This is a genomic window from Nonomuraea sp. NPDC026600, assembly GCF_040638335.1.
Classification (GTDB): domain Bacteria; phylum Actinomycetota; class Actinomycetes; order Streptosporangiales; family Streptosporangiaceae; genus Nonomuraea.
In genome coordinates this window covers 199,839-223,445 of the sequence record NZ_JBEZYD010000006.1, presented here as the reverse complement: position 1 = coordinate 223,445, position 23,607 = coordinate 199,839, and the positions used below count along the sequence as shown (strand labels likewise).

Annotated in this window: 20 protein-coding genes; 8 read left to right on the top strand and 12 right to left on the bottom strand. The window is 69.3% G+C overall.

Annotated elements, in window-relative coordinates; genetic code table 11:
- Positions 1-10 precede the first annotated feature (10 nt).
- Positions 11-2,554 (top strand): DNA topoisomerase IV subunit A, encoded by a 2,544-nt coding sequence (locus AB0F17_RS16765; protein WP_358023013.1) that lies wholly within the window; start codon positions 11-13, stop codon positions 2,552-2,554.
- Between the two features lie 108 nt (positions 2,555-2,662).
- Entirely contained in the window at positions 2,663-5,710 is a 3,048-nt protein-coding gene (locus AB0F17_RS16760; protein ID WP_358023010.1) for a glycoside hydrolase family 3 N-terminal domain-containing protein, read from the top strand.
- A 53-nt stretch (positions 5,711-5,763) separates the two neighbouring features.
- On the opposite strand, the gene AB0F17_RS16755 is transcribed toward AB0F17_RS16760, so the two are convergent.
- Positions 5,764-6,135: a VOC family protein gene (locus AB0F17_RS16755; RefSeq protein ID WP_358023006.1), complete on the bottom strand. Its 372-nt coding sequence runs from the start codon at positions 6,133-6,135 to the stop codon at positions 5,764-5,766.
- An 84-nt stretch (positions 6,136-6,219) separates the two neighbouring features.
- Here AB0F17_RS16755 and AB0F17_RS16750 point away from each other — a divergent pair, with 84 nt between their 5' ends.
- Positions 6,220-6,783 (top strand): thioredoxin family protein, encoded by a 564-nt coding sequence (locus AB0F17_RS16750; RefSeq protein ID WP_358023003.1) that lies wholly within the window; start codon positions 6,220-6,222, stop codon positions 6,781-6,783.
- A gap of 13 nt (positions 6,784-6,796) precedes the next feature.
- Here the strand turns inward: AB0F17_RS16750 and AB0F17_RS16745 are convergent, their stop codons facing one another.
- Positions 6,797-7,108, bottom strand: coding sequence for a hypothetical protein (locus AB0F17_RS16745; protein WP_358023001.1), 312 nt, complete (start codon positions 7,106-7,108; stop codon positions 6,797-6,799).
- Between the two features lie 152 nt (positions 7,109-7,260).
- Here AB0F17_RS16745 and AB0F17_RS16740 point away from each other — a divergent pair, with 152 nt between their 5' ends.
- Entirely contained in the window at positions 7,261-7,758 is a 498-nt protein-coding gene (locus AB0F17_RS16740; RefSeq protein WP_358022999.1) for a carbonic anhydrase, read from the top strand.
- Between the two features lie 72 nt (positions 7,759-7,830).
- Here AB0F17_RS16740 and AB0F17_RS16735 read toward each other — a convergent pair whose 3' ends face one another.
- A complete protein-coding gene (locus AB0F17_RS16735; protein WP_358022996.1) occupies positions 7,831-8,298 on the bottom strand; it encodes a MarR family transcriptional regulator in 468 nt (155 codons plus the stop codon).
- An 87-nt stretch (positions 8,299-8,385) separates the two neighbouring features.
- Here AB0F17_RS16735 and AB0F17_RS16730 point away from each other — a divergent pair, with 87 nt between their 5' ends.
- On the top strand, positions 8,386-8,766 hold the full coding sequence (locus tag AB0F17_RS16730; RefSeq protein WP_358022993.1) for an ester cyclase: 381 nt from the start codon (positions 8,386-8,388) through the stop codon (positions 8,764-8,766).
- 91 nt (positions 8,767-8,857) lie between these two features.
- On the opposite strand, the gene AB0F17_RS16725 is transcribed toward AB0F17_RS16730, so the two are convergent.
- The 4 genes from AB0F17_RS16725 to AB0F17_RS16710 form a co-directional block, all read right to left on the bottom strand.
- On the bottom strand, positions 8,858-9,856 hold the full coding sequence (locus AB0F17_RS16725; RefSeq protein WP_358022990.1) for a CU044_5270 family protein: 999 nt from the start codon (positions 9,854-9,856) through the stop codon (positions 8,858-8,860).
- The gene (locus AB0F17_RS16720; RefSeq protein WP_358023856.1) at positions 9,853-10,419 is read right to left on the bottom strand and encodes an RNA polymerase sigma factor; all 567 of its coding nucleotides are present in this window, start codon (positions 10,417-10,419) and stop codon (positions 9,853-9,855) included. The genes AB0F17_RS16725 and AB0F17_RS16720 overlap by 4 nt, the downstream gene beginning before the upstream one ends.
- A 328-nt stretch (positions 10,420-10,747) precedes the next feature.
- Positions 10,748-11,935 carry a low temperature requirement protein A gene (locus tag AB0F17_RS16715; RefSeq protein ID WP_358022987.1) on the bottom strand — a complete coding sequence of 396 codons (1,188 nt, stop codon included), beginning with the start codon at positions 11,933-11,935 and terminating at the stop codon, positions 10,748-10,750.
- A 292-nt stretch (positions 11,936-12,227) separates the two neighbouring features.
- On the bottom strand, positions 12,228-14,330 hold the full coding sequence (locus tag AB0F17_RS16710) for a DNA topoisomerase IV subunit B (RefSeq protein WP_358022984.1): 2,103 nt from the start codon (positions 14,328-14,330) through the stop codon (positions 12,228-12,230).
- A 223-nt stretch (positions 14,331-14,553) separates the two neighbouring features.
- Between AB0F17_RS16710 and AB0F17_RS16705 the strand changes: the two genes are divergently transcribed.
- On the top strand, positions 14,554-14,784 hold the full coding sequence (locus AB0F17_RS16705; protein WP_308127153.1) for a hypothetical protein: 231 nt from the start codon (positions 14,554-14,556) through the stop codon (positions 14,782-14,784).
- A 127-nt stretch (positions 14,785-14,911) separates the two neighbouring features.
- On the opposite strand, the gene AB0F17_RS16700 is transcribed toward AB0F17_RS16705, so the two are convergent.
- Positions 14,912-15,607, bottom strand: a complete 696-nt coding sequence (locus tag AB0F17_RS16700) for a GNAT family N-acetyltransferase (protein WP_358022980.1) — start codon at positions 15,605-15,607, stop codon at positions 14,912-14,914.
- 116 nt (positions 15,608-15,723) lie between these two features.
- On the opposite strand from AB0F17_RS16700, the gene AB0F17_RS16695 reads away from it, so the two are divergent.
- Positions 15,724-16,458 carry a peroxide stress protein YaaA gene (locus AB0F17_RS16695; RefSeq protein WP_358022976.1) on the top strand — a complete coding sequence of 245 codons (735 nt, stop codon included), beginning with the start codon at positions 15,724-15,726 and terminating at the stop codon, positions 16,456-16,458.
- Here the strand turns inward: AB0F17_RS16695 and AB0F17_RS16690 are convergent.
- Complete coding sequence (locus AB0F17_RS16690; protein WP_358022974.1) at positions 16,448-17,269, bottom strand: NAD(P)H-binding protein; 822 nt, start codon at positions 17,267-17,269, stop codon at positions 16,448-16,450. The genes AB0F17_RS16695 and AB0F17_RS16690 overlap by 11 nt on opposite strands.
- A gap of 111 nt (positions 17,270-17,380) precedes the next feature.
- Positions 17,381-18,916 carry an MFS transporter gene (locus AB0F17_RS16685; protein ID WP_358022971.1) on the bottom strand — a complete coding sequence of 512 codons (1,536 nt, stop codon included), beginning with the start codon at positions 18,914-18,916 and terminating at the stop codon, positions 17,381-17,383.
- A 93-nt stretch (positions 18,917-19,009) separates the two neighbouring features.
- On the opposite strand from AB0F17_RS16685, the gene AB0F17_RS16680 reads away from it, so the two are divergent.
- The gene (locus tag AB0F17_RS16680) at positions 19,010-19,474 is read left to right on the top strand and encodes a MarR family transcriptional regulator (protein ID WP_358022968.1); all 465 of its coding nucleotides are present in this window, start codon (positions 19,010-19,012) and stop codon (positions 19,472-19,474) included.
- Positions 19,475-19,532: 58 nt separating this feature from the next.
- Here the strand turns inward: AB0F17_RS16680 and AB0F17_RS16675 are convergent, their stop codons facing one another.
- Positions 19,533-21,185 (bottom strand): RNA polymerase sigma factor, encoded by a 1,653-nt coding sequence (locus AB0F17_RS16675; protein WP_358022965.1) that lies wholly within the window; start codon positions 21,183-21,185, stop codon positions 19,533-19,535.
- 242 nt (positions 21,186-21,427) lie between these two features.
- The gene (locus tag AB0F17_RS16670; protein ID WP_358022962.1) at positions 21,428-23,521 is read right to left on the bottom strand and encodes a SpoIIE family protein phosphatase; all 2,094 of its coding nucleotides are present in this window, start codon (positions 23,519-23,521) and stop codon (positions 21,428-21,430) included.
- Positions 23,522-23,607: the final 86 nt, after the last annotated feature.

Sequence of the window (23,607 nt, the reverse complement as noted above, 5' to 3'; positions counted from 1 at the left end):
CTTCGGCACAATGTTCGACATGGCCCGACGTACGACTGCACCCCCACCCGAGGACTTCGAGGAGCGGATCGTCGACATCGACGTCTCCTCGGAAATGCGCGCAAGCTATCTCGAGTACGCCTACTCGGTGATCTATCAGCGTGCGCTGCCCGACGCGCGCGACGGTCTCAAGCCCGTGCAGCGGCGCATCCTCTACTCGATGAGCGAGATGGGCCTGCGTCCCGAACGCGGCCACGTCAAGTCCTCCCGGGTCGTCGGCGACGTGATGGGCAAGCTCCACCCGCACGGCGACAGCGCGATCTACGACGCCCTCGTCCGGCTGGCGCAGCCGTTCTCGATGCGCCTGCCCCTGATCGACGGCCACGGCAACTTCGGCTCCCCCGACGACTCGCCGGCCGCCATGCGTTACACCGAGGCCAGACTGGCCCCGGCGGCCATGCTGATGGCCGAGTCGCTCGACGAGGACACGGTCGACTTCAAGCCCAACTACGACGGGCAGGAGACCGAGCCCACGGTCATGCCGTCGGCCTTCCCCAACCTGCTGGTCAACGGCACGACCGGCATCGCGGTCGGCATGGCCACCAACATGGCCCCGCACAACCTCACCGAGGTCGTGGCCGCCGCGCGTCACCTGATCAAGAAGCCCGACGCGACGCTCGACGAGCTCATGCGCTTCGTGCCCGGCCCGGACCTGCCCACGGGCGGCTCGATCATCGGCCTGCAGGGCATCCGCGACGCCTATGAGAGCGGCCGCGGCACGTTCCGCATGCGCGCCAAGGTCAGGGTCGACCAGATCACCCCGCGCCGCAAGGGCCTCGTCGTCACCGAGCTGCCCTACAACGTCGGCCCCGAGCGGGTCGTCGCCAAGATCAAAGAGCTGGTCACCAGCAAGAAGCTGCAGGGCATCGCCGACCTCAAGGACCTCACCGACCGGCACAAGGGCCTGCACCTGGTCATCGAGATCAAGAACGGCTTCATCCCCGAGGCCGTGCTCGAGGAGCTCTACCGGCTGACGCCGATGGAGGAGACCTTCGGCATCAACAACGTGGCGCTCGTCGACGGTGAGCCGCGCACGCTGGGCCTGCGTGAGCTGCTGAGCGTCTACGTCAACCACCGGCTCGAGGTCGTGCGCCGCCGCTCGGAGTTCCGCCGCCGCAAGCGCGAGGAGCGCCTGCACCTGGTCGACGGCCTCATCATCGCGCTGCTCAACATCGACGAGGTCATCCAGGTCATCCGCACCTCCGACGACTCGGCGCAGGCGCGCGCCCGGTTGATGGAGGTCTTCGACCTGAGCGACATCCAGGCCGCGTACATCCTCGACACGCCGCTGCGCCGCCTGACCCGCTTCGACAAGCTGGAGCTCGACCGCGAGAAGCAGACGCTGAGCGAGGAGATCGCCGAGCTGACCGGGATCCTGTCGTCGGAGGCCCGTCTGCGCCAGGTGGTCTCGGGCGAGCTGGCCGACGTGGCCAAGAAGTACGGCACGCCGCGCCGGACCGTCCTGCTGGAGGCGTCGGGCGCGACCCGCACGGCGGCGGCGGTGGTGGACCTGCAGGTGGCCGACGACCCGTGCCTGGCGATGCTCTCCTCCACCGGGCTGCTGGCCCGCACCTCCGACGCCTCACCGCTGTCGGGCGGCGACGAGCGCGCCGCGCACGACGTGCTGGTCTCCGTGGTCCGCACCACCGTCAGGGGCGAGGTCGGCGTGGTGACGTCGGCGGGCCGGTTGATCCGTGTCCCGGTGGTCGATCTGCCGACGTTGCCACCCTCCGCGAACCCGCCGTCGTTGTCGGGCGGCCATCCCGTGTCCGAGTTCGTCTCTCTCGAAACGGACGAGACGGTCGTCGGGCTCGGCTCGCTCGACCCCGACGGCCCCGGCCTGGCCGTGGGCACCCTGCAGGGCGTGATCAAGCGGGTGGTGCCCGACTACCCGGCCAACCGCGACGACTTCGAGGTGATCACCCTCAAGGAGGGCGACAGCGTGGTGGGCGCCGTGGAGCTCGAATCCGAGGAGCACGACCTGGTCTTCATCTCCTCCGACGCGCAGTTGCTGCGCTTCCCCGCCTCGCAGGTACGCCCGCAGGGACGTCCGGCGGGCGGCATGGCGGGCATCCGGCTCGACGACGTGGCCCGGGTGGTCTGGTTCGGCGTGGTCGATCCGTCCCGTCCGTCCCAGGTGGTGACGGTGGCGGGCTCGTCCACCGCCCTGCCGGGGACCCAGGTCGGAGGCGGCAAGGTGTCGGACTACGCGGAATACCCCGCCAAGGGGCGGGCCACCGGCGGAGTCCGGGCCCAGCGCTTCCTCAAGGGCGAAGACGTGCTGCTGCTGGCCTGGGCGGGGCCCGCGCCGGCCAAGGCGGTGTCCTCGGTGGGCAAGCCGGTGCCGCTGCCGGACGAGATCGGGCGCCGCGACGGGTCGGGCGTCCGCCTCACCAACACCATCGGCGCCGTCGGCGGCGCCCTGGCCGCCGACCCAGCCGACCCCTCCGACCAGGACGACTCCATCGACTCCGGCGCTCCGGCTCAGCCGGAGGAGGAAACGCCGCTGTTCTAGCGTGCGACCGCCCGGCCCGCGAAAGGGCCGGGCGGGGGTTGTCATAAAACGCTCCCGTGACACGATCCCCTCTAGGAGAGAGCGCTCTCTCTGCTCTTGGGAGGAACCGTGTTCCGATTAAGAACCCCGCTATGGGCGGCACTGGCCCTGGTAGCCGCTCTGGTCACCGCGCCTGCGGCCCAGGCGGCCGCCGATCCGCTGACCGTCACCGACTTCGAGGCCGCGACCCTGCCCGCCGGCGTCTCCGCCTGGGGCAACGACGGCGCCTCGACCCCGATCCTGGCCGTCGAGCCCGACACGACCCGGCCCGGCGCTCCCGCGACCAACCGGGTGCTCAAGGCGGTCTACAACGTGAGCCAGTGGGGCGGCTGGACCCACGACCAGGCGGCAACCCAGGACTGGTCCGCCTACGAAGGCTTCTCCTTCTGGGTCAAGGGCACCGGATCCGGGCAGAAGGTGTTCTTCGAGATCAAGGACGGCGGCGGCGGAGCGGGGAGCTCCGAGCTGTTCGAGTCGTCCTTCACCGATGACACGGCCGGGTGGCGGCAGGTACAGGTGCCGTTCTCCGGCTTCACCCGCCGCGCCGACTACCAGCCGGGCGGCGCCCCCACCGACGGCGAGCTCGACCTGGTCGCCATGTGGGGCTACTCGATGCGGCTCCCGGCCGCCTCGGGCACGCTGTTCTGGGACGACGTGCAGGTGTACGGCACGGCCCCGCCCCGGCCGGTACGGCTGGCCACGGACAAGCCGGTCTATCCGGTGAACGAGAAGGGCACGGCCGAGGTACGCGTCTCGGTCACCACGACCACCGGCGGCCCGCTCCCCGCCGACCTGGCCGTCGGCTACCGTACCGGCACCGGCACGGCCACACCCGGCCAGGACTACACGCCGGTCGAGGGCACGCTGACCTTCCCCGCAGGCACCCTTTCCGGCTCGGCCAAGGCGTTCACCGTCAAGACGCTGGCCGACAACACGGCCGAAGTGGCCGAGACCATCCCGATCGTGCTGTCCGGCACGGGCACCAGGCCTCCGGCCGAGGCCCCGGCCATCGTGATCAACGCGCACGGCCTGCCGTACCTCGACGCCCGTAAGCCCATCAAGCAGCGGGTCGCCGACCTGCTCGCCCGGATGAGCACCGAGGAGAAGGTCGGCCAGATGACGCAGGCCGAACGCCTCGCGCTCGGCTCGCCGAACGACATCGCCACCTACCTGCTCGGCTCGCTGCTGTCGGGCGGCGGCTCCACCCCATCGTCGAACACGCCGAAGGCGTGGGCCGACATGATCGACGGCTTCCAGCTGCGCGCCCAGCAGACGCGGCTGCAGATCCCGCTGATCTACGGCGTCGACGCGGTCCACGGGCACAACAACGTGCTCGGCGCGACGATCTTCCCGCACAACGCCGGTCTCGGCGCCACCCGTGACGCCGACCTGGTCGAGCAGGCGGGCAAGGTCACAGCGAAGGAGGTCAAGGCCACGGGCGTCCCGTGGGACTTCGCGCCGTGCCTGTGCGTGTCGCGTGACGACCGGTGGGGACGCGCGTACGAGTCGTTCGGCGAGGACCCGGCGCTGGTGTCGCGGATGACCACGATCATCGACGGGCTGCAGGACAACGGGGTGCTGGCCACGGCCAAGCACTACGTCGGCGACGGCGGCACCACGTACGGCTCCTCGACCGGCAACTACAAGATCGACCAGGGCGTCACCCAGCTCACCAGGGAACAGCTGGCGGCCGTCCACCTCGCGCCCTTCGCCGAGGCGGTCAGGCGCGGTGTGGGCAGTGTCATGCCGTCGTTCTCCAGCGTCGACTTCGGCCAGGGGCCGCTCAAGATGCACGCGCACAAGGAGCTGATCACCGACGTGCTCAAGGGCCGGCTCGGCTTCAAGGGCTTCGTGATCAGCGACTGGCAGGCGATCGACCAGATCCCCGGCGACTACCCGAGCGACGTGCGTACCTCGATCAACGCCGGGCTCGACATGATCATGGTGCCGTACGCGTACCCGCTGTTCACGAGCACGCTCAAGGACGAGATCGCGGCCGGACGGGTGCCCATGGCGCGGATCGACGACGCGGTCGCCAGGATCCTGACGCAGAAGTTCCGGCTCGGCCTGTTCGAGCACCCGTACGCCGACCGTTCCGGCATCGGCGACGTCGGCTCGGCCGCGCACCGCGCGGTGGCCCGCACGGCCGCCGCGAAGTCCCAGGTGCTGCTGAAGAACGAGGACCGGCTGCTGCCGCTGCGCCGCGACGCCAAGGTGTACGTCGCCGGGTCCAACGCCGACGACATCGGCAACCAGACCGGCGGCTGGACGATCACCTGGCAGGGCTCGTCCGGGCCCATCACCCAGGGCACCACGATCCTGTCGGCGATCCGCGGCCGGGCGGCCTCCGTCACCTACTCGGCCGACGCCTCCGCGCCGCTGACCGGGCACGACGTGGGTGTCGTGGTGGTGGGCGAGAAGCCGTACGCCGAGGGCATGGGCGACGTGGGCGTCAACGGGCACACGCTCGACCTGTCGGCCGCGGACCGGGCGGCGATCGACCGGGTGTGCGCGGCGATGAAGTGCGCCGTCCTGGTCGTCTCCGGCCGCCCGCTGCTGATGGGCGACCTGTCGAAGGTCAAGGCGCTGGTGGCGTCGTGGCTGCCTGGCACCGAGGGCGCCGGCGTGGCCGACCCGCTGTTCGGGGCCGTGCCGTACACCGGGCGGCTGCCGTTCACCTGGTTCCGTACGGCGGAGCAGGTGCCGATCAACGTGGGCGACGCGAGCTACGACCCGCTCTACCCGTACGGCTGGGGACTGCGCACCGACCGGGCCCGCGACCGCCTCAAGGCCGCCCACGACCGGCTCGCCGGCGGTGACGGGGCCTCCAGGGCGGCTTCGGCGGCGCTGCTGGTGACGCTGCCGGCCAACAACTGGAACGCCGACGGCTCGGTGCGGAACACCCGCGTCGTGCTGGGGGCACTCGGCACGGCGGCCGCGCTGCTCGAGCGTTCGGCCACGGACGCGTACGCCCAGGACGACGCCGTCGTCTCGGTGGCCAGGGACATCGCCCAGGCCACCGGCAGGCGGCCCGATCTGCAGGCGACGGCCGACCACGAACTGGCGGCCGGCAACGTACGGAAGGCGGTGGACCTGCTGACGCAGGCGGCTCGCTGAGACAAGGACCGGCTCCTGGCGCCGGCACGCCAGGAGCCGGAATCGGCCGTCAGTTACTGACAGAGGCAGAACGGGTGGCCTTCCGGGTCGAGGAAGACCCGGAAGGAGTCGCCCTCGCTCGGCTGGTACTCGTGCTTGGTGGCGCCGATCTCCAGCACCGCGGCCTCGGCCTTGTCCATGTCGTCGACCGTCACATCAATGTGCGCCTGCTGGGGGCGGTCCGCACTGGGCCAGACCGGCGGCCGGTAGTCGGCGACCTGCTGGAAGGCCAGCCGCGCGGGCGCGCCCCCGTTGCTGACGACGGCCCACTCCTCGTCGGACCCCTCCAGGATGGGCCAGCCGAGCAGCCGCGAGTAGAACCGAGCCAGCTCCATCGGCTCGGCGCAGTCGAGGACCGTCGTGCGGAACTCCGCGATGCCGTTCATCTACCTACCTCCGGAAATCCCTTTAACTACCCCCCACCAACACGAAACCGTTCCCACGGGGAGGTACAGGAGACAATAGATGCCATGGCTGCCAACTCCTTCATGGTCCCTCTCGGTTCCCCAGCGCCCGACTTCCACCTGACCGCCATCAACGGCGGCAGCGTCTCGTTCACGGATCTCAAGGACTCGCCCGCCATTCTCGTGGCGTTTCTGTCCAACCACTGCCCCTACGTGCGCCACATCGAGCAGGGCCTCGGCGTCCTGGCCACCGACTACGGATCCAGACTGTCGATGGTCGCCATCTGCAGCAACGACAGCGTGAACTACCCCGACGACGACCCGACACACCTGGCCGAACAGGCGAAGCGGGCAGGCTTCACGTTCCCCTACCTGCTCGACGACACGCAGGAGACCGCCAAGGCGTATCGGGCGGCGTGCACGCCCGACTTCTTCCTGTACGACGCCTCGTTCCGGCTGGCGTACCGCGGTGAGTTCGACGGCGCCCGGCCCCGCAACTCCGTACCGGTGACGGGCTCCTCGCTGCGCGCGGCGATCGACGCCCTGCTGGCGGGCGAGCCGGTGAGCGAGGAGCAGAACCCGTCGCTCGGCTGCGGCATCAAGTGGAAGCCGGGCAACGCCCCCGCCTGACCGCGGCCGGCGGTCAGGCGGAGGTCGCGATGGCGGCCGGCAGGGCGAGCAGGAGTTCGTGGGGCTCGCCCTGCCAGCCCCGGATCAGCCGATAGCCGGCCTCTCCGGGGTCGAAATCGTCACAGCCCAGCGGACCGAAGCAGCCTGCCTGGTCGAGCAGCGTGATGAGCGGGTCGTCGTCGGGGAGGCCGCTCGCGTAGGCGGCCGCGTCGAGGAGCGCCAGCGCGCACTTCGCGTTGCGGCCGTCGTCCCGGGTCTCCACACGGTCGAGGCGGCGCCGGGCATGGGTACGCAGGTACGCGGCGAGCGATTCGGACCTACTCACGACAACCTTCTTCGATCACATTCTGGGCTTTCACACGTTGGGCTACGACATCATCACGCAAAGTGAGGGTCGCGCGTGGGACCTTGGGCAACTCCGGCCGTGTCGCCACCCCGGGAAACACCACGAAACGGGTATGAGGGATCATCTGTCACATGAGTGCGTTTGACGACCTGATTGCCGCCAACGTGAAATATGCTGCTAAATTCCGGAATTCCGAACTGACCGGTCGGGCAGCTCGCGGACTCGGCGTGGTGACCTGCATGGACTCCCGCATCGACCCTCTGGGACTGCTCGGCTTGAAGCCGGGCGACGCCAAGATCCTGCGGAACGCCGGCGCGCGCGTGACGGACGACGTCCTGCGTACCCTCGTCCTGGCCGTCTACCTGCTCGGCGTCGAACGGGTCCTGGTGATGCCCCACACCGACTGCGGCATGTCCAAGGTCACCGACGCCGACGTGCACGACCTCACCCAGCGGCACGGCGTCGACACCCGCAGCCTGGAGTTCCACACCGTCCCCGACCAGGACGCGGCCCTGCGCCACGACCTGATGCGGATCAACTCCTCACCCTTCCTGCCCTCGGGCCTGCCGGTGGGCGGCGCGATCTACGACGTGCACACGGGCAAGCTGCTGCCGGTCACCCTGACCTGACGCTGACCACCTGAAACGCCGAAGGGGGCCGGGATTTCCCGACCCCCTTTCGCATGTCCGGACCCGGCCGGGTCAGCTCGACGGGCCTGCGCGCATCTGCTCGACCTCGTCCTGGAACACGGCCTGCGTCCTGGTCATGAAGTCGGTGATCACCTCAAGCTGCTCATCGCTGTACTCACTCAGCGATTCGCGCCAAGCCTTGAGCAGCGGCGTGAACACCGGCGCCACGTCCACCGCCGCCCGCTCCAGCACGAGCGTCACCACGACCTTCCGCCGATCGGAGTCGTCCCGCTCCCGCCGCACATACCCCACGGACTCGAGCCGGTCGATGACCCCGGTGACGGACGCGGTGGTGATCCCCGCCCGTCGCGCCAGCTCGCTGGCGGTCAGCGGCCCTTCACTCAACAGGTTGAGGCAGTGGAGATCGGTGGTGTTGATGCCGATGCGGACCGCGGCCGCCTGACTCATGGAGACCGACAGCACGTTGGTCTTGCGCAGCGCCTCCAGCAACGCGGTCACCAACGCCGCACGTCTTGACATCGCCCACCAAACTCCTTAACGTTTCAAGTGTCTAGTAAAACTAGAAATATCCATTTCTAGTTACTAGCCCACCGAAAGGATATACCGATGAAAGACGTCGTCATGCGCCTGTACGACGAGGTACTCAACCAGGGCAGGCTGGACGTAGCCGACGAGATCATCGCCAGCACCCTTTCCACCGCTCCCGGCGACCCACCCGGCCCGGAGCGCGTCAAGCAGATCTCCACCCACATCCGCTCAGCCCTCCCAGACATGCACTTCGACGTCCAGGACATGATCGCAGAAGACAACAGGGTTGCCACCAGATGGACCCTCACGGGAACCCACACCGGCACCTTCTTCGGCGCCCCGCCGACGGGCCGGCCCATCGAGATCAGGGCCTGCGTCATCTTCGAGTTCAAGGACGACCAGATCACCAACCTGTGGCCGGTCATCGACACCAGCGCCTTGCGAGCCACCGTCTCATGACGGCAGGGGGAGGCACCCGGCCCTGACGGAGCCAGGCGCCTCCGGACAGGTGCTGGCTGACATATAGGCCCGCTCACAGGCCCCCAGCCGACTACAGCTTCTGCCCGGCCTTGTCGACCACACCGACGGCGGTGCGGGTGAACATCATCCAGACCACCCCCCTCTCGATGCTCCACTCCACGTAAGGGGATTCGGGAACGCGCTTGCCGTTCTTGACGGTGAACTGCTTGACCCCCGGCTGCGGATATCGCTCCTCATGATCCGCGACCGCGGTCTCGCGCCGTCCCCGGTAGGCGTAGGTCGCCGGGTCCAGCAGGATCTCGAACTTGCGCCACCCGTCGATGACGCGGAAGACCGACAGCGCCGGACGGCCCTCGACGTCCACCGCCGACTCGTCCACCTTCACGCCGGGGAGCTTGGCCATCGCCTGGAAGATGGCAGCCTCCTGGGCCGGGGGGACGATGTTCTGGTTCAGGGTCACCTCGAATCGCTGGAAGACCCAGTCATCCTGATCTGCGCCGCGCACGGCGTTGATCTCGCGGAATCTGGCCAGCAGTTTGTCGGGATCGGTGGGCAGCGCGGCCAGCAGGGCGTAGGTGTTCTCCGGCGACCGGACTCCGGGGTTGGTGGTCATCAGCTTGCCCCCCACCATGTAGCCGATGCGCTTGCCGTCGGCACGCGTCCAGAATTCGTCCACCGTGTTCTTCAGCGGCGTCTGCGGGGTGAACCGCGTGCCCCGGGCATACCCCTTGCCGCGGCTCTGCGTGTGCATTTCGGTGTAGATCCACTGATCGTCGCGCGGCGGCACGAAGTCCTTCTTCTGTACGGCCGCCGCGATCCTGGTGAGCACCACCTGCGCGTTGGCGGCGGGGAGCGTCGGCTCTCCCCCGCCCACCGTCTGCACCAGCGTCGTCCCCGTCGCGATCACCACCGCCGATGCGGCCACCGCCACCGCCCGCATCGCCCACCTGCGCTGGGGGCGGCGTCCGGCGGCTCGGGCCATGAGGGCGGCCCTGGCCGCCGCCTGCGCGCCGGGCGAGGGCGGCTCCGGCCCGTCCCAGGCCTCGCGCAGCGTCTCCACATCGTTCATGATCTGTCCCCTCCCAGTGCGTCCTGGATCTTCTTACGGGCCCTGTGCAGCCGCGAGCGTGCCGTACCCGCCGGAATGCCGAGCGCCCGGCCCGCCTCCTCCGAGGTGAGCTCGGCCCAGGCGACCAGGAGCAGCACGTCCCTGTCGCCGCCGGCGATCTTGGCCAGAGCCTGGGCGAGCGCCGGTCTGCGCGCGACCGCGTCCACCTCTCCGGCGACCCGGTCGGCGTGGTCCTCTACGGGATTCTCCGGGCCGGCCTTGGCCAGCGCCCGGTACTGGCGTTCCTCGGCGCGACGGCGCCGGGCGATCAGGTTGGAGGCTATGCCGTACAGCCAGGGCCGCGCGTCAGCGCGGGAGACGTCGTAACCGGCGCGCTTGTCGAAGGCGATCAGGAACGTCTCCGCGGCGACGTCGTCGGCCAGACCGCCGCCCAGCCTGCGTGAGGCGTAGCCGTGGATCTCGGAGTAGTAGCGGTCGAAGATGGCGGCGAAACGTTCGGGCTCCCGCCAGGACTGCTCGATGATCACGGCGTCCCCGGCTTGAGCGGGTAACACCCGTGTCATCGCGGTCACCTCTCGGTCCTTGGGTTCACTCCCTTCCTTCGCCGATCGACCGGGAAGTGTTCACGGCTGCACGCGCACCCCAGTTGGGCCTGGCCGCATGGTCCGCGCCGACGTCGGCCGCCGCCTTGACAAAGTTGGCTGAGCGAAAAGCCACTCGACCGCCTTCACGCCAAGCGGTTTGGGCGTCTCCTGACCCACTCCCGAGCGCGAGGCCGGGCGGAGGACAGCGTCAGACCGACGGCGGCCGCGCCCCACGGGTCGAGTGGCGCATGAGTCCGGTCAGGTGGCGGGCTCCTGAGCCGGTCGGGTGGCGTGCTCCTGAGCCTGGTCAGGTGGTGGGCTCCTGAGTCGCGGCGGCCCTCGCCCGGGAGGTGCGCACGTCCCAGCCGGCCAGTGCCGCCACGACCAGCAGCGCCAGGAAGGCCAGCGTCAGCGGGTCGACCAGCGAGGCGATCGGCGCCAGGACCGCCAGCGCCACCAGGGCCAGCAGCCGCGCGGTGTCGAAACGGCCGAACACCGCCCGCTTGAACAGCGCGTGCCCGGCCACGAACAGCGCCGGACCGCCGAGCACCACGGCCGCCGTACCGCCCATGACATGCCCGTGCGGGTGGGCGACGACCAGTTCGTCAGCGACGGCGCTGACGATGATCCCCGCGACCATCGGCAGGTGGAGGAAGGTGTATGCGGACCGGCCGAGGCGGCCGGGATCGGCCGAGGCCGCGATCCTCTCCGCGGCGGCCTCGGCGCTCCGGTCGAAGTAGATCCACCACATCGCGACGCTGCCCAGGAAACCGACCGCGAAGGCGGTGCCCGCGGCCGCCTCCACGCCGCGCAGATCGCTGAACGTGCTACCCGTGACGAGCAGCGACTCGCCGAGAGCGATGATCAGGAACAGCTGGCACCGCTCCGCCATGTGGGCACCGTCGATCGTCCATTCCGCCGTCCTCGAACGCCCCAGCCCCGGGAACGTGTAGCCGTGCCAGGGCGCGGCGTACTCCAGGGCCAGCGCGAGCAGCCACAACGCGAGGCGCGGATCATGGCCGGCGAGGCCACCGGCGATCCAGAGCACCCCGGTGCTCAGCTTCCAGGCGAGGATCCGCCGGAAGTTCGGGCCGAGTTCGTTGCGCCAGGTCAGGGCGGTCACGCAGGCCGTCCGGCCGGCCTGACCCACGACGTAGGCACAGGCGAACCACAGGCCACGGCTTTCGAACGCCAGGGGAATGGCCGCCGACATGATGAGGCCGCTGAGCATCGTCCCGATCAGCAGGAGCCGGATTGCCGGGTGATCCGGATTGAACCAGTTGGTGGTCCAGCTCGTGTACATCCACGACCACCAGACCGCCAGCAACAGCAGCAGCGTTTCACCGGCGCCGCTCACGGTGAGATCCTTCAGCAGCCGATGGGACAACTGCGTCACCGCGAAGACGAATACCAGATCGAAGAACAACTCGAAGAACGTGACGCGCGCCCCGTCGCGGCGAGAGCGCAGCAGCCCCACCGGAGTCCCATGGTTCATCACCCGAGGACCCTACGGCAGCGAGCACAAGGAGCGGACGGGTCTCCCACGGGTGCGCCACCGCTGCCAGCCCGCCACCACGCGGCTCCTCTCGTCGTACGCCCACACATCGATCACGTCGCCCTGGCCCTCCTCGCCGCAGCCACGATCACGGATCGCAGTCGTGGGTCGCAGTTGTGGTCGCGGTTCACGATCGCCCGACGGTAAGGGCGTTCGCGGAGACGGTCATGACATCAGGATCGAATGCGATGATCGGTGGGTTACCAAGCGCACACGTGTTCGATAAATGCGCTCAGGCGTCGATGTGATCGCGGTCGACCTCGGCCGCGCTGTTGACGATGAACTCGCGACGCGGAGCCACATCACTCCCCATCAGCAGGCTGAAAATCCCCTCCGCCGTTACCGCGTCCTCGATCCGCACACGGCGCAGGATGCGGTGGCGGGGGTCCATGGTGGTCTCAGCCAACTGGTCGGCGTCCATCTCGCCCAGACCCTTGTAGCGCTGCACAGGGTCCTTCCAGCGCCGGCCACGCCGCTCCAGGTCGCGCAGCACCTTGTGCAGCTCGGCGTCGGAGTAGCAGTAGATGTACTTCTCCTTGCCGCGGCCGGGGTTGGTGAGCTCGATGCGGTGCAGCGGCGGGACGGCGGCGAACACCCGGCCGGCCTCGACCATGGGCCGCATGTAGCGGTGGAAGAGGGTCAGCAGCAGGCAGCGGATGTGGGCGCCGTCGACGTCGGCGTCGGCCATCAGGATGACCTTGCCGTAGCGGGCCGCCTCGATGTCGAAGGACCGGCCGGAGCCCGCGCCGACCACCTGGATGATCGCGGCGCACTCGGCGTTCTTGAGCATGTCGCTCACGGACGCCTTCTGCACGTTGAGGATCTTGCCGCGGATCGGCAGCAGCGCCTGGAACTCCGAGTCGCGGGCCAGCTTGGCGGTGCCCAGGGCGGAGTCGCCCTCGACGATGAACAGCTCGGAGCGGTCGATGTCGTCGCTGCGGCAGTCGACGAGCTTGGCGGGGAGCGCGGAGTTTTCCAGGGCGCTCTTGCGGCGCTGGTTGTCGCGGTGCTCACGGGCCGCGATGCGGGCCTTGGCCGCGGTGACGATCTTCTCCAGCACGGCGCGCAGGGGCTGCTTGTAGCCCCGCGGCGGATTGGTGAACAGTTCCCTGAGCTCGCGCGAGACCACGTGGGACACGATGCGGGTGGCCGCCGAGGTGCCCAGCACCTCCTTGGTCTGGCCCTCGAACTGCGGCTCCGGCACCCGGACCGTGACGACCCCGGTGAGGCCCTCGGAGATGTCCTCCTTGTTGACCGGGTCGTCGCCGTTCTTCAGCAGGCGGGACTCGCGCAGCAGCTCGTTGATCGTGCGGGCCAGGCCGCGCTCGAAGCCGGTGAGGTGGGTGCCGCCCTTGGGGGTGGCGATGACGTTGACGAACGAGCGAACGGTCGAGTCGTAACCCTTGCCCCAGCGCACCGCCACGTCGACGGTGAGCTCGCGCTGCACCTCGGTGGAGGTCATGTGGCCCTGGTCGTCGAGCACCGGGACGGTCTCGTGGAAGTGACCGATCCCCTGCAGGCGCAGCACGTCGCAGACGGCCTCGTCGCGGGCCAGGAACTCGGTGAACTCGGAGATGCCACCGTCGAAGTGGAACTCCTCCTCGACCCGCTCCTCGTGCCTGCTGTCGACCACGGCCAGGGTCAGGCCGGGCACCAGGAAGGCGGTCTGGCGGAGCCGGACATGGATCTCGTCGAGCGAGACCTCGGCGTCGGGCAGGAAGATCTGCTTGTCGGCCCAGAACCGCACCCTGGTGCCGGTGGCCCGCTTGGGCAGCTTGCCGCCGTCGCGCAGGCCGGACTTCTTCTTGAACTTGGCCTTCGGGCCGTCGCCGTCGAAGACGCCGGGCACGCCGCGGCGGAAGCTGATCTCATGGATGCGGCCGTCGCGGTCGACCTCGACGTCGAGGCGCTCGGACAGGGCGTTGACCACGGAGGCGCCCACGCCGTGCAGGCCGCCGGACGCGCCGTAGGAGCCGCCGCCGAACTTTCCGCCCGCGTGGAGCTTGGTGTAGACCAGCTCGACTCCGGCCAGGCCGCTCTTGGGCTCGACGTCGACGGGGATGCCGCGACCGTCGTCGCGCACCTCGATGGAGCCGTCGGGATAGAGCTCGACCTCGATGCGGGAACAGTGCCCGGCGAGCGCCTCGTCGACGCCGTTGTCGACGATCTCCCAGAGGCAGTGCATGAGCCCGCGGCTGTCGGTCGACCCGATGTACATGCCAGGACGCTTGCGGACCGCTTCCAGCCCCTCAAGCACCGACAGGTGGCGAGCCGTGTAACCCGCCTCCACTAGCGTCACTCCGGCTCCCCTGCGTTTAAGCGTCGAACTAGGCATCGAACATGTGTGCGTAGCCTATCGTTCTTCCTCTACGCACGCGTACAAGCTTGCCATGGCGGCAGGTTTGGTGTTACCAGGCGGCTGCTCATCATTACTTCCGGCCACATTCTGCTCTCGGCGTAGCGAGGCTGTGATTGGGAACGTCCACGTCCGGTTAGATGTTGTCCAAGTGACTGACGCCAGATCCTCGCTTCGGCGGGGGTGACCCGAAAGGCGATACGTGACTGGAGCTCTCGCCCCCGTTAAGCCGCTGACGGCCCTCGACCGCTGCGACCGTTGCGGCGCCCAGGCATACATTCGCGCGACCCTGCCCGTGGGTGGGGAGCTGCTGTTCTGCGCTCATCACGGGCGTCAGCACATAGCGGCGCTTCGCGAGAAGGGCGCCGACATCCTGGACGAGTCTGCTCGGCTCAGCGAAACCCCAGTAGTGGCCCCCAACGACGAGCGCTAACCCGCGCTGGTCGTGATGAGATAACAACATATTGCGCAACGCGGAACGGCGGTCCTGGTATGCCCGGGACCGCCGTTCCGTCATGTCTCAGCCGGGCTCCTCGCGCCCGATCCCCTCTCATGCGGTCTCATCTCACCCGGTAGTGATAGCGGGCCCGCACCTCGAAGCCCTCGCTTCGGTACAGGGCCTGAGCCGCCTCGTTGGGCGCCGTGGTCACCAGATAGGCCGACCGAGCCCCACCGCCCCGTACGAGGGCGCGCAGCACGCTTCTGGCCAGCCCACGGCGGCGCGCCTGCGGCAATGTGGCCATGCAGTAGATCCCGAGCGTCTCCCCCTGCGGCACACCCCGCCCGACGGCGACGGTCCGGCCGTCCTCCTCGACCGCGGCATACAGAGCCGGCACCCCCTTGCAGATCCGCTCGGCCGCCTCCACGCCCTCGGCATACCGCCCATCCACGGCCCACCAGGTCTCCAGCCACCCCGGCCAGGGCCGCTCCTCGACCCGCACCCGATGAACCGGCTCCGGCACGCCGCCCCCCACCATGATCACGGTCGGATCGACGACCCCATACCCCCGGGCGGCCAGCTCGCCGTCAAGGCCCGGCATGGCCCCCACCCCGACGGAGAACACGCTCCGCTGCCCCTTCTCGGCGTAGAAAGCCTCGGCCGCCTCGATCGCACCGGCGAGATCGGCGGGCCGTCCCAGGGCGAGCACGGAGTTCGCCCGCTTGGTCACGCCGCCGGCGTAGCGGAGGATCCAGCCGTCGTGCGTCCGCTGCTCATAGGCCGGCCAAGCTTCATGAACAAGCAGGTCAAAGTCCATTCGCGCACCCTACCCAACCGCCTGGACCTGCCATGGAGGCGGCGGATGGCCCTCTCCGAGGAGGAGGTAGGCCGGGCGGTCTCACGAGGGGCGCCAGGCATTCACTATGCTGTGGCGTGCTGATTTTGTTGCCGCCTTCGGAGGGGAAGGCCGGGGAAGGCAGCGGTCCCCCCTTGGGGGAGCTTTCGTTCGCCGCCCTGGACAGACCGCGCAAACGCGTGCTGACCGCCCTCATCAGAGCGTCCAAACGGCGTGACGCCCTCGACGTGCTCGGCCTGTCACCCGGTCTGGCGGGCGAGCTGGCCAAAAACCTGGAACTCCAAACCGCTCCCACCCTCCCGGCGTCCGATTTGTACACCGGTGTCCTGTACGAGAAGCTCGGTCTCGGCACCCTGACGGACGAGGCCAGGAAGCGGGCCGAGGAGTCGGTGCTCATCTTCTCCGGCCTTTGGGGCGTGTTGCGGATCATCGACCGCATCCCCCCATATCGGCTGTCGATGGGGGTGAACCTGCCGGTTCTCGGCGGGCTGGCCGCCTTCTGGCGGCCCAAGGTGTCCAAGGAGTTGGAGCGCCTGGACGGGCTGGTGGTCGACCTGCGTTCGGCCACGTACGCCGGAGCCTGGCAGCCCGGGGAGCGCTCTGTGGCGGTACGGGTGTTCCGTGAGGGCAAGGTGGTCAGCCACATGGCCAAGGCGACCCGTGGAGAGATCGCCCGGACCCTGTTGGAGATCGGGGCAGATCCCGCCACGCCCGGCGAACTGGCCGAGTTCCTCTCCGGCCAGGGCTACGCGGTCCACCTGGTCGAGCCCGCCCGCCCCAACCGTCCCTGGACCCTGGACGTCAGCCTGTGAAGTCGCCCACGTGGTCGGCCGCCCAGGTCGCGAACGGACGGCCGGGGCGGCCGATCAACCGCTCGAGGTCCGTGGTGATCTCGGCCGGAACACCGTCGATCGACTGCCACCAGTCCAGCAACGCGTCGGCGAAGGGTCCGGGGACGTAGTCGGCCATCTCCGCCTTCCACTCCTCGCGCGTGACGTTCTTGATGGCGATGTCTCTGCCGGTCACGTCGCTGAGGATGGCGATCTGCTCGGCGAAGGTGATCGATTCGGGCCCGGTCAGCCAGTACGGCCGGCCGCCCAGCGCCGGGTCGGCGAGCACGGCGGCGGCCGCCTCGGCGACGTCGGCCTCGTGGATGGGGTCGACGAACGAGTTCGGGAACGGCAGGCTCACCGGGTTACCGGCCTTGACGGTCCAGGACCAGGCCTTCGCGTTGCCGGCGAACGAACCCGGGCGCAGCAGCGTGCTGCGGACCGGCGCGCCGGTCAGTGCGCGCTCCACGTCCAGGTGGGACTTGGCCAGGGGGCTGGCCTCGGCGTCCGGGCCGAGTACGGACGAGGACGAGAGCAGCACGATGTGCTCGACTCCGGCCGCGGTCGCCTCCTTGACGAAGGCGTCGATGTGCGACGGTTCGGCGTACAGGAAGACCGAGGTGACGCCTGCCAGGGCGGCGGGGAACGTCGCGGGGTCGCTGAGGTCGCACGTGGCGATCGACGGGTCGGCCGGCTGCCGGGAGGCCGGGCGGACGGGCAGGCCGCGTCGGCGCAGGAGGGCGATGAGCTCAGTGGCCACGGTGCCGCGGGTACCGGTAACGAGGGTGGTCATATCGGGGTTGTGCCTTTCTTGGTGATTGATCAGTGCTTGGTGCTCAGCGGTGGTGCGGCTGAGCTTTGTGAGAGCTTGTTCAGCGGCAAGGCCGAGCTCCGTGCGGGCCGCTCAGCCGTGGTGGGGCTGGGCTTTGCGGGGCAGGAGCCACACCAGGCCGCAGCAGGCGATCGTGGCGACGATCACGACGAGCAGGCTGCCGGTGGCGGCCTCCGTCTGGTCGCCGGTACGGAAGTAGACGCTGGTCACGGCGGCGGCGCCGATGGCGTTGGCCAGTTGCTGGGTCGCGGCGAGTGCCCCGCTGGCGCTGCCGGCCTCACGCGGGTCGATGTCGCCCAGGGTGACGTCATAGACGGTGCCGAAGCAGGTGCCCATGCCCAGCCCGATGACGAGCGCGGCGAGAACGAGGGGCCAGACGCCGCCCGCGACGCCGCAGACGACGGCCAGCAGCCAGCCGGTGCCGATCAGCCCGATGGCCAGTCCGATGACGATCAGGGTCCGGCCGAGCCGGGCGATGAGCCGATGACAGGCCACCGAGGCGATGACGATCCCCACCGCCACCGGGGCCAGGCCGAGCGCCGCCCGCACGGGCGTGAAGCGCAGGCCGTACTGCATGTACAGCACGAGCACGTACAGCAGGCCAGACACGGCGGCGAAGAAGACGACGCCCAGTACGAGGCCGGCGGTGAAGCCGCGGTTGCGCAGCAGCGACGGCTCGATCAGCGGGTTGGCGGCGGTGCGCTGGCGTACGCAGAACAAGCCGAAGAACACCAGCCCGCCGGCCAGACACAGGATCGGGACGAGCGTCCACCCGTGGGCCGAGCCGTCGATCAGGCCGTACAGGAGGCCCACCATGGTCACCGCCAGCACCCCGGCACCCACACCGTCCACCGCCACCCCAGCCGCCCCAGAGCGGCCCTCAGGGCGGCTCCCAGAACGGCTTTTGGAGCGGGAGACATCGGCAGGACGCGAGACGTCAGCGGTGGAATGGGAGACGTCCGCGGAACCCGGATCGTCGGCGGAACGCGGATCGTCAGCGGGACGCGGGGCGTCGGCGGGCAGGAGTCGGATGGCGGCCAGGAGCGCGGCGCCCCCGAGCACGATGTTGATCAGGAACATCGCCCGCCACCCCAGCCCACCCAGATCGGCCTCGATCAGGAACCCGGCCAGCACCGGCCCCCCGACCGAAGAGAGGCCGAGCGCAGGCGCGAACACGCTGAAGGCCTTGCCAAGCTGGTCCCGGGGAAAGACCGCCCCCAGAATCCCGAACCCCTGGGGGATCATCAGCGCCCCGAACCCGCCCTGCACCAGCCGGGCGCCGATGAGCATGCCGGGGCCGGCCGCCAGGCCGCAGACGATGGAGGCGAGCGTGAAGCCGGTGATGCCGAGAAGGAAGAGCCGGCGACGCCCGTACCGGTCGCCGAGCCGCCCGCCGACCACCAGCAGGACCCCGAGCGCCAGCGCGTAGGCGGCGCCGAGCCACTGGATGAGGGCCGCTCCCCCGCCGAGGTCGGTCGCGATCGTCGGGGCGGCGACGTTGGTGATCGTCGCGTCGAGCAGGTCCAGGACGGCGGCGGCGAGGATGACGGCCAGGACGGCCCACCGCCGGTCCGCCTGGACCGGTGATGCGCGGATGAGTGTGGACACGCGGATCCCCTCGATAGAATGTGTACGTGACACAAAGAGTGCGTCGCGCAAAGATTGCGTGACGCAGATAAATGTGAGGCATGGAGCGACCTGGTGTCAACCCGAGCGGAAACGCTGAAGCAGATCATCGACGAGAGCCAGCGGCACTATGCGGCATATGTCCTGTTTAATCAGGCGCTGGCTGACCATTTGGGCATTCACCCCACCGACCTGCAGTGCGTGGCCCTGCTGGATGTGGAGTCCGGACCGGTGAGCACCGGCGAGATCGCCCGGCTGACCGGCCTGACGCCCGGCTCCGCCACCCGCCTGGTGGACCGGCTGGAGAAGGCCGGTCTGGTCGTACGGCAGGCCGACCCGGCCGATCGCAGGCGGGCGCTGGTCGCCCTGGCTCCAACGGCCCGGGCCAGGATCGGGGAAGCCTGGGACACACCGGGCAAGGCGTTCGGCGAGGTGCTGGACACCTACACGGACGCGGAGCTGGCCGTGATCGCCGACTACCTGCGCCGAGCCACCGCCGTGGGCCGCGCCCAGGCGGAACGCCTCACACAGGGGGCGTAAACGCCCCTGGCCCCGCACAGCGAGCGCTGTGCGGGGCCAGGGGTGAAGCGAGCGTGCGTTAGTCCAGGTAGTCGCGGAGCACCTGGGACCGGGACGGGTGACGCAGCTTGGACATCGTCTTCGACTCGATCTGCCGGATGCGCTCGCGCGTCACCCCGTAGACCTTGCCGATCTCGTCGAGTGTCTTCGGCTGCCCGTCCGTGAGACCGAATCGCATCGACACGACGCCCGCTTCCCGCTCCGACAATGTGTCGAGAACGGAGTGCAGCTGCTCCTGGAGCAGCGTGAAGCTGACGGCGTCGGCCGGCACGATGGCCTCGGAGTCCTCGATGAGGTCACCGAACTCGCTGTCGCCCTCCTCACCGAGGGGGGTGTGCAGCGAGATGGGCTCGCGGCCGTACTTCTGGACCTCGACCACCTTCTCGGGGGTCATGTCCAGCTCGCGGGCCAGCTCTTCCGGCGTGGGCTCGCGGCCGAGGTCCTGCAGCATCTGCCGCTGAACCCGGGCCAGCTTGTTGATCACTTCGACCATGTGGACCGGGATGCGGATGGTCCGCGCCTGGTCGGCCATGGCCCTGGTGATCGCCTGCCGGATCCACCACGTGGCGTAGGTGGAGAACTTGTAGCCCTTGGTGTAGTCGAACTTCTCGACCGCGCGGATCAGGCCGAGGTTGCCCTCCTGGATCAGGTCCAGGAACAGCATGCCGCGCCCGGTGTAGCGCTTGGCCAGCGAGACCACCAGGCGGAGGTTGGCCTCCAGCAGGTGGTTCTTGGCCCGGCGGCCGTCCTCGGCGATCCACTCGAGCTCGGCCCGGACGTCGACCGGCAGGACCTCGGTCTCGCCGCCGCCCAGCTGCTCCTCGGCGAACAGTCCCGCCTCGATGCGCTTGGCCAGCTCGACCTCCTGCTCGGCGTTGAGCAGGGGGACCTTGCCGATCTGCTTGAGGTAGTCCTTGACCGGGTCGGCGGTGGCGCCGGCGGCGGCCACCTGCGCGACCGGCGCGTCATCGTCGTCGTCGGAGAGGATGAGGACTTCGTCCTCGGTCTTCTCCTTGGCGGCGACGGCTGCCACGTCGGCGGTCTTGGGCTCGTCCTCGGTGTCGTCGTCGGTGTCGGGAGCGTCCTCGGTCTCGGAGTCGTCCGCGGCGACGATCTCCTCGTCATCGACCACGATGTCTTCGAGATCTTCGAGGTCGACATCCGCCTCGATCTCGATGTCCTCGTCGTCGTCGGCGCCCTCAGGGCTCTTCGGCTTGGTCTCGGCAGGCCCAGCGCTCTCCGGCTTGGCCTTCTTGGCGGGCACGGCCGCCTTCTTCGCCGCCGGAGCGGCCTTCTTGGCGGGAGCCGCCTTCTTGGGGGCGGACTCGGCTTCGGCGGCGCCCACGACCGCGGTCACGGTCTCAGGCTGCTGCTCTTTGGCGGCCGCTGCGGCCTTGGTCTTGACGGGGGCAGCGGTACGGCGCTTTGCTGGACCACGAGACTTTTTCGGCGCAGCCGAATCCGCGGCGGTCACCACCACGGTCACGCCCTCTTTACTGAGGTTCCGCAAAAATGCGGCGGCGTGAGACATGGGGATGTCCGCCTCCTCGAAGGCCTGACGGACATCCTCAGACTCGAGGAAACCCTGCGAGCGCCCACGCTCGAGCAGTCGCTGAATGACGGGCTCGTTCAGCTCTTGTGGCTTCGAGCGAGTCGAACTTGCAGGCGACACGAACACCTCTCGAACGAACGCGTGGCGACAATGGACCCAGATGCCCGCTGGGGGGCTGTTGCCTCTCTCGGAGAACGATGCGGCCGTGCGGATCGCGACGGACCTGTCCAGCATTCTGGCACGACCTCGCACTCCATACGGCCACCTCCCGGCGGTTGACTTCCACCCTAGGCCGACCCAGACAGTAGTGCGTACGTAAGCGCGGCACTGATACCCGAAAGCAACCCTTATGACTGATTCATTCAGTCACTCTTCGTCACGGGCGGCACGTGGATAGCCAGGGCGGTAACGTCATCATCCTGTTCATATCCAGACAACATGCGGTCAACCAGGAAGTCCAGCAACATATGCGGGCTACTGACGACCTCAGGCGGCGCTTCGGTCACAACACTGCAAAGCTCTGCGAGTCCTGCGTCCAAACCGCGTTTCCGGTTCTCCACCATGCCGTCGGAGTAGAGCACGGCGGTGTGACCGGGCGGCACCACGAACCGGAACTGCCTGCGGCTGGTCGGCCAGCCCAGCGGCGTGCCGGGCTCGGCGTCGCACAGGACGGCCGTGCCCTGCGGAGAGACCAGGACGGGCGGCGGATGGCCGGCCAGCGCCAGCGTGCCCTCGCCGGTGACGGGCTCGACCACCATGTAGGCGAGGGTCGTGACCTGCTCTTCCTCTTCGGTGGCCTCGAAGACCCGGTCGAGACCGGTGAGCACGGCCGCGGGCGGCGGGTTGGTCAGCGCGAGGGCGCGCATGGCGTTGCGGATGCGCCCCATGCCCGCCGCGGCCTTGACGCCCTTGCCCATGACGTCGCCGACGACCGCGGCGACCCGGCCGTCCTGCAGCACGAACGCGTCGTACCAGTCGCCGCCGACCTGCACGTGGCGGCTGCCCGAGCGGAACCGCTGGGCCAGCACCAGGCCCTTGACCACCGGCAGGCGGTCGGGCAGCAGGCTGCGCTGGAGCGTCTCGGCGGTGCGGTGCTCGCGCTCGAACAGCGTGGCCCGCTCGACGGCGAGCGCGCACTGACCGGCGAGCGCCTCCAGGAAGACGCCGTCCTCCTGGGAGATCTTCTGCGGCCTCGTGAACGAGAACCGCAGCGCGCCCAGCGCCCGTCCGGCCGCCAGGAGCGGAAGTCCGACCCAGGCCTTCTCGTCACTGTGCGTGAGATAATTGCCCAGCACCTGTTCGTCGCCACCGGCCTCGAGAAGCTGGGATTTCAGGCTGTCGGGCGACTCGGCGAACACCGGCCGGCGGCTGTTGACCGCCATGGTCATCACGCTGGAGGAGGAGAGCGGGATCTCCTCGCCGGACATGCCCGACGCTTCCGGGACGCCCTCGCCGTTGATCAGCTTGAGCGCGGCGCGGTCGGGGTCGAGCAGCGCGACCGCGGAACGGTCGGCGGCCAGGGCGGTGCGGCCGACGTCGATGATGACCTGCACCACCTGCTCGACGGTGAGCGCCTCGGCCAGCATCGCGGTCGCGCCCTGCAGCCGCGCCGTGCGCAGCGCCGCGGCACCGAGCTGGTCGGTCAGCCTGCCGCGCATCTCCTCGGCCTCGCGCTGCGGGGTCACGTCGGTGTTGGCGCCGACCCACTCGACGACCCTGCCATGCCTGATGATGGGGACGGCCCGCACCTCGAAGTGGCGGAAACCGCTGGCCCGGGTGCGCACGCGGTAGTTCCACTCGAACATGGTCCGGCCGCGCAGCGCCTCTTTCCAGGCTTCCTCGGTCTGCTGGCGCTCCTCGGGATGGACGGCCTCCAGCCAGCCGACCGCGAGGTATTCCTCCAGCCCCTGCCCGGTGATCGCGCGCCACTGCGGCGCGTCCTCCACCACCGTGCCGGTCGGCGAGGTGATCCACACGAGCTGCGACTGCGCCTCGACCAGCGAGCGGTAGCGCTCCTCGCTGCGCCGCAGGTCCTCTTCGATCTGGCGGCTCTCGGTCACGTCGAGGCCGATGAGCGCGATCGCCCGCAGCTCGCCCTCCTCGTCGTGCACCGGCGAGAACGACAGCGACCAGTGCCTGGTCTCGCCCTCGGACGACCGCACGCGTACGCGACTCTCGGTCACCGGAGCGTCGCTCTCGGTGACGGCCTGGACCGCATGGGTGATGAGCTGGCTGAGATCGGCCGTGAGCGTCTCGACGGGCGCGCGGCCGACGAGCCGCTCGGCGGGCACGCCGACGACGTCGGTGAACACGTCGTTGACCAGCTGGACGTGTCCGGCGGCGTCGAAGAACGCGAAGGCGAACTCGGCCTCCGACAGCATGCCCTTGAAGAGGGCGGAGTCTGAGATGTCCACATCCGACTCCCGGGGACGGGGAACGGAGGTCTCGGCGCTCATGGTCGGCACCTCCGTCGCGTGCCAGGGTCTCCCACGCGGCACATCTCCATAACTGTGTATCGGCGTAGCGCAGCTCCGGGCGACCG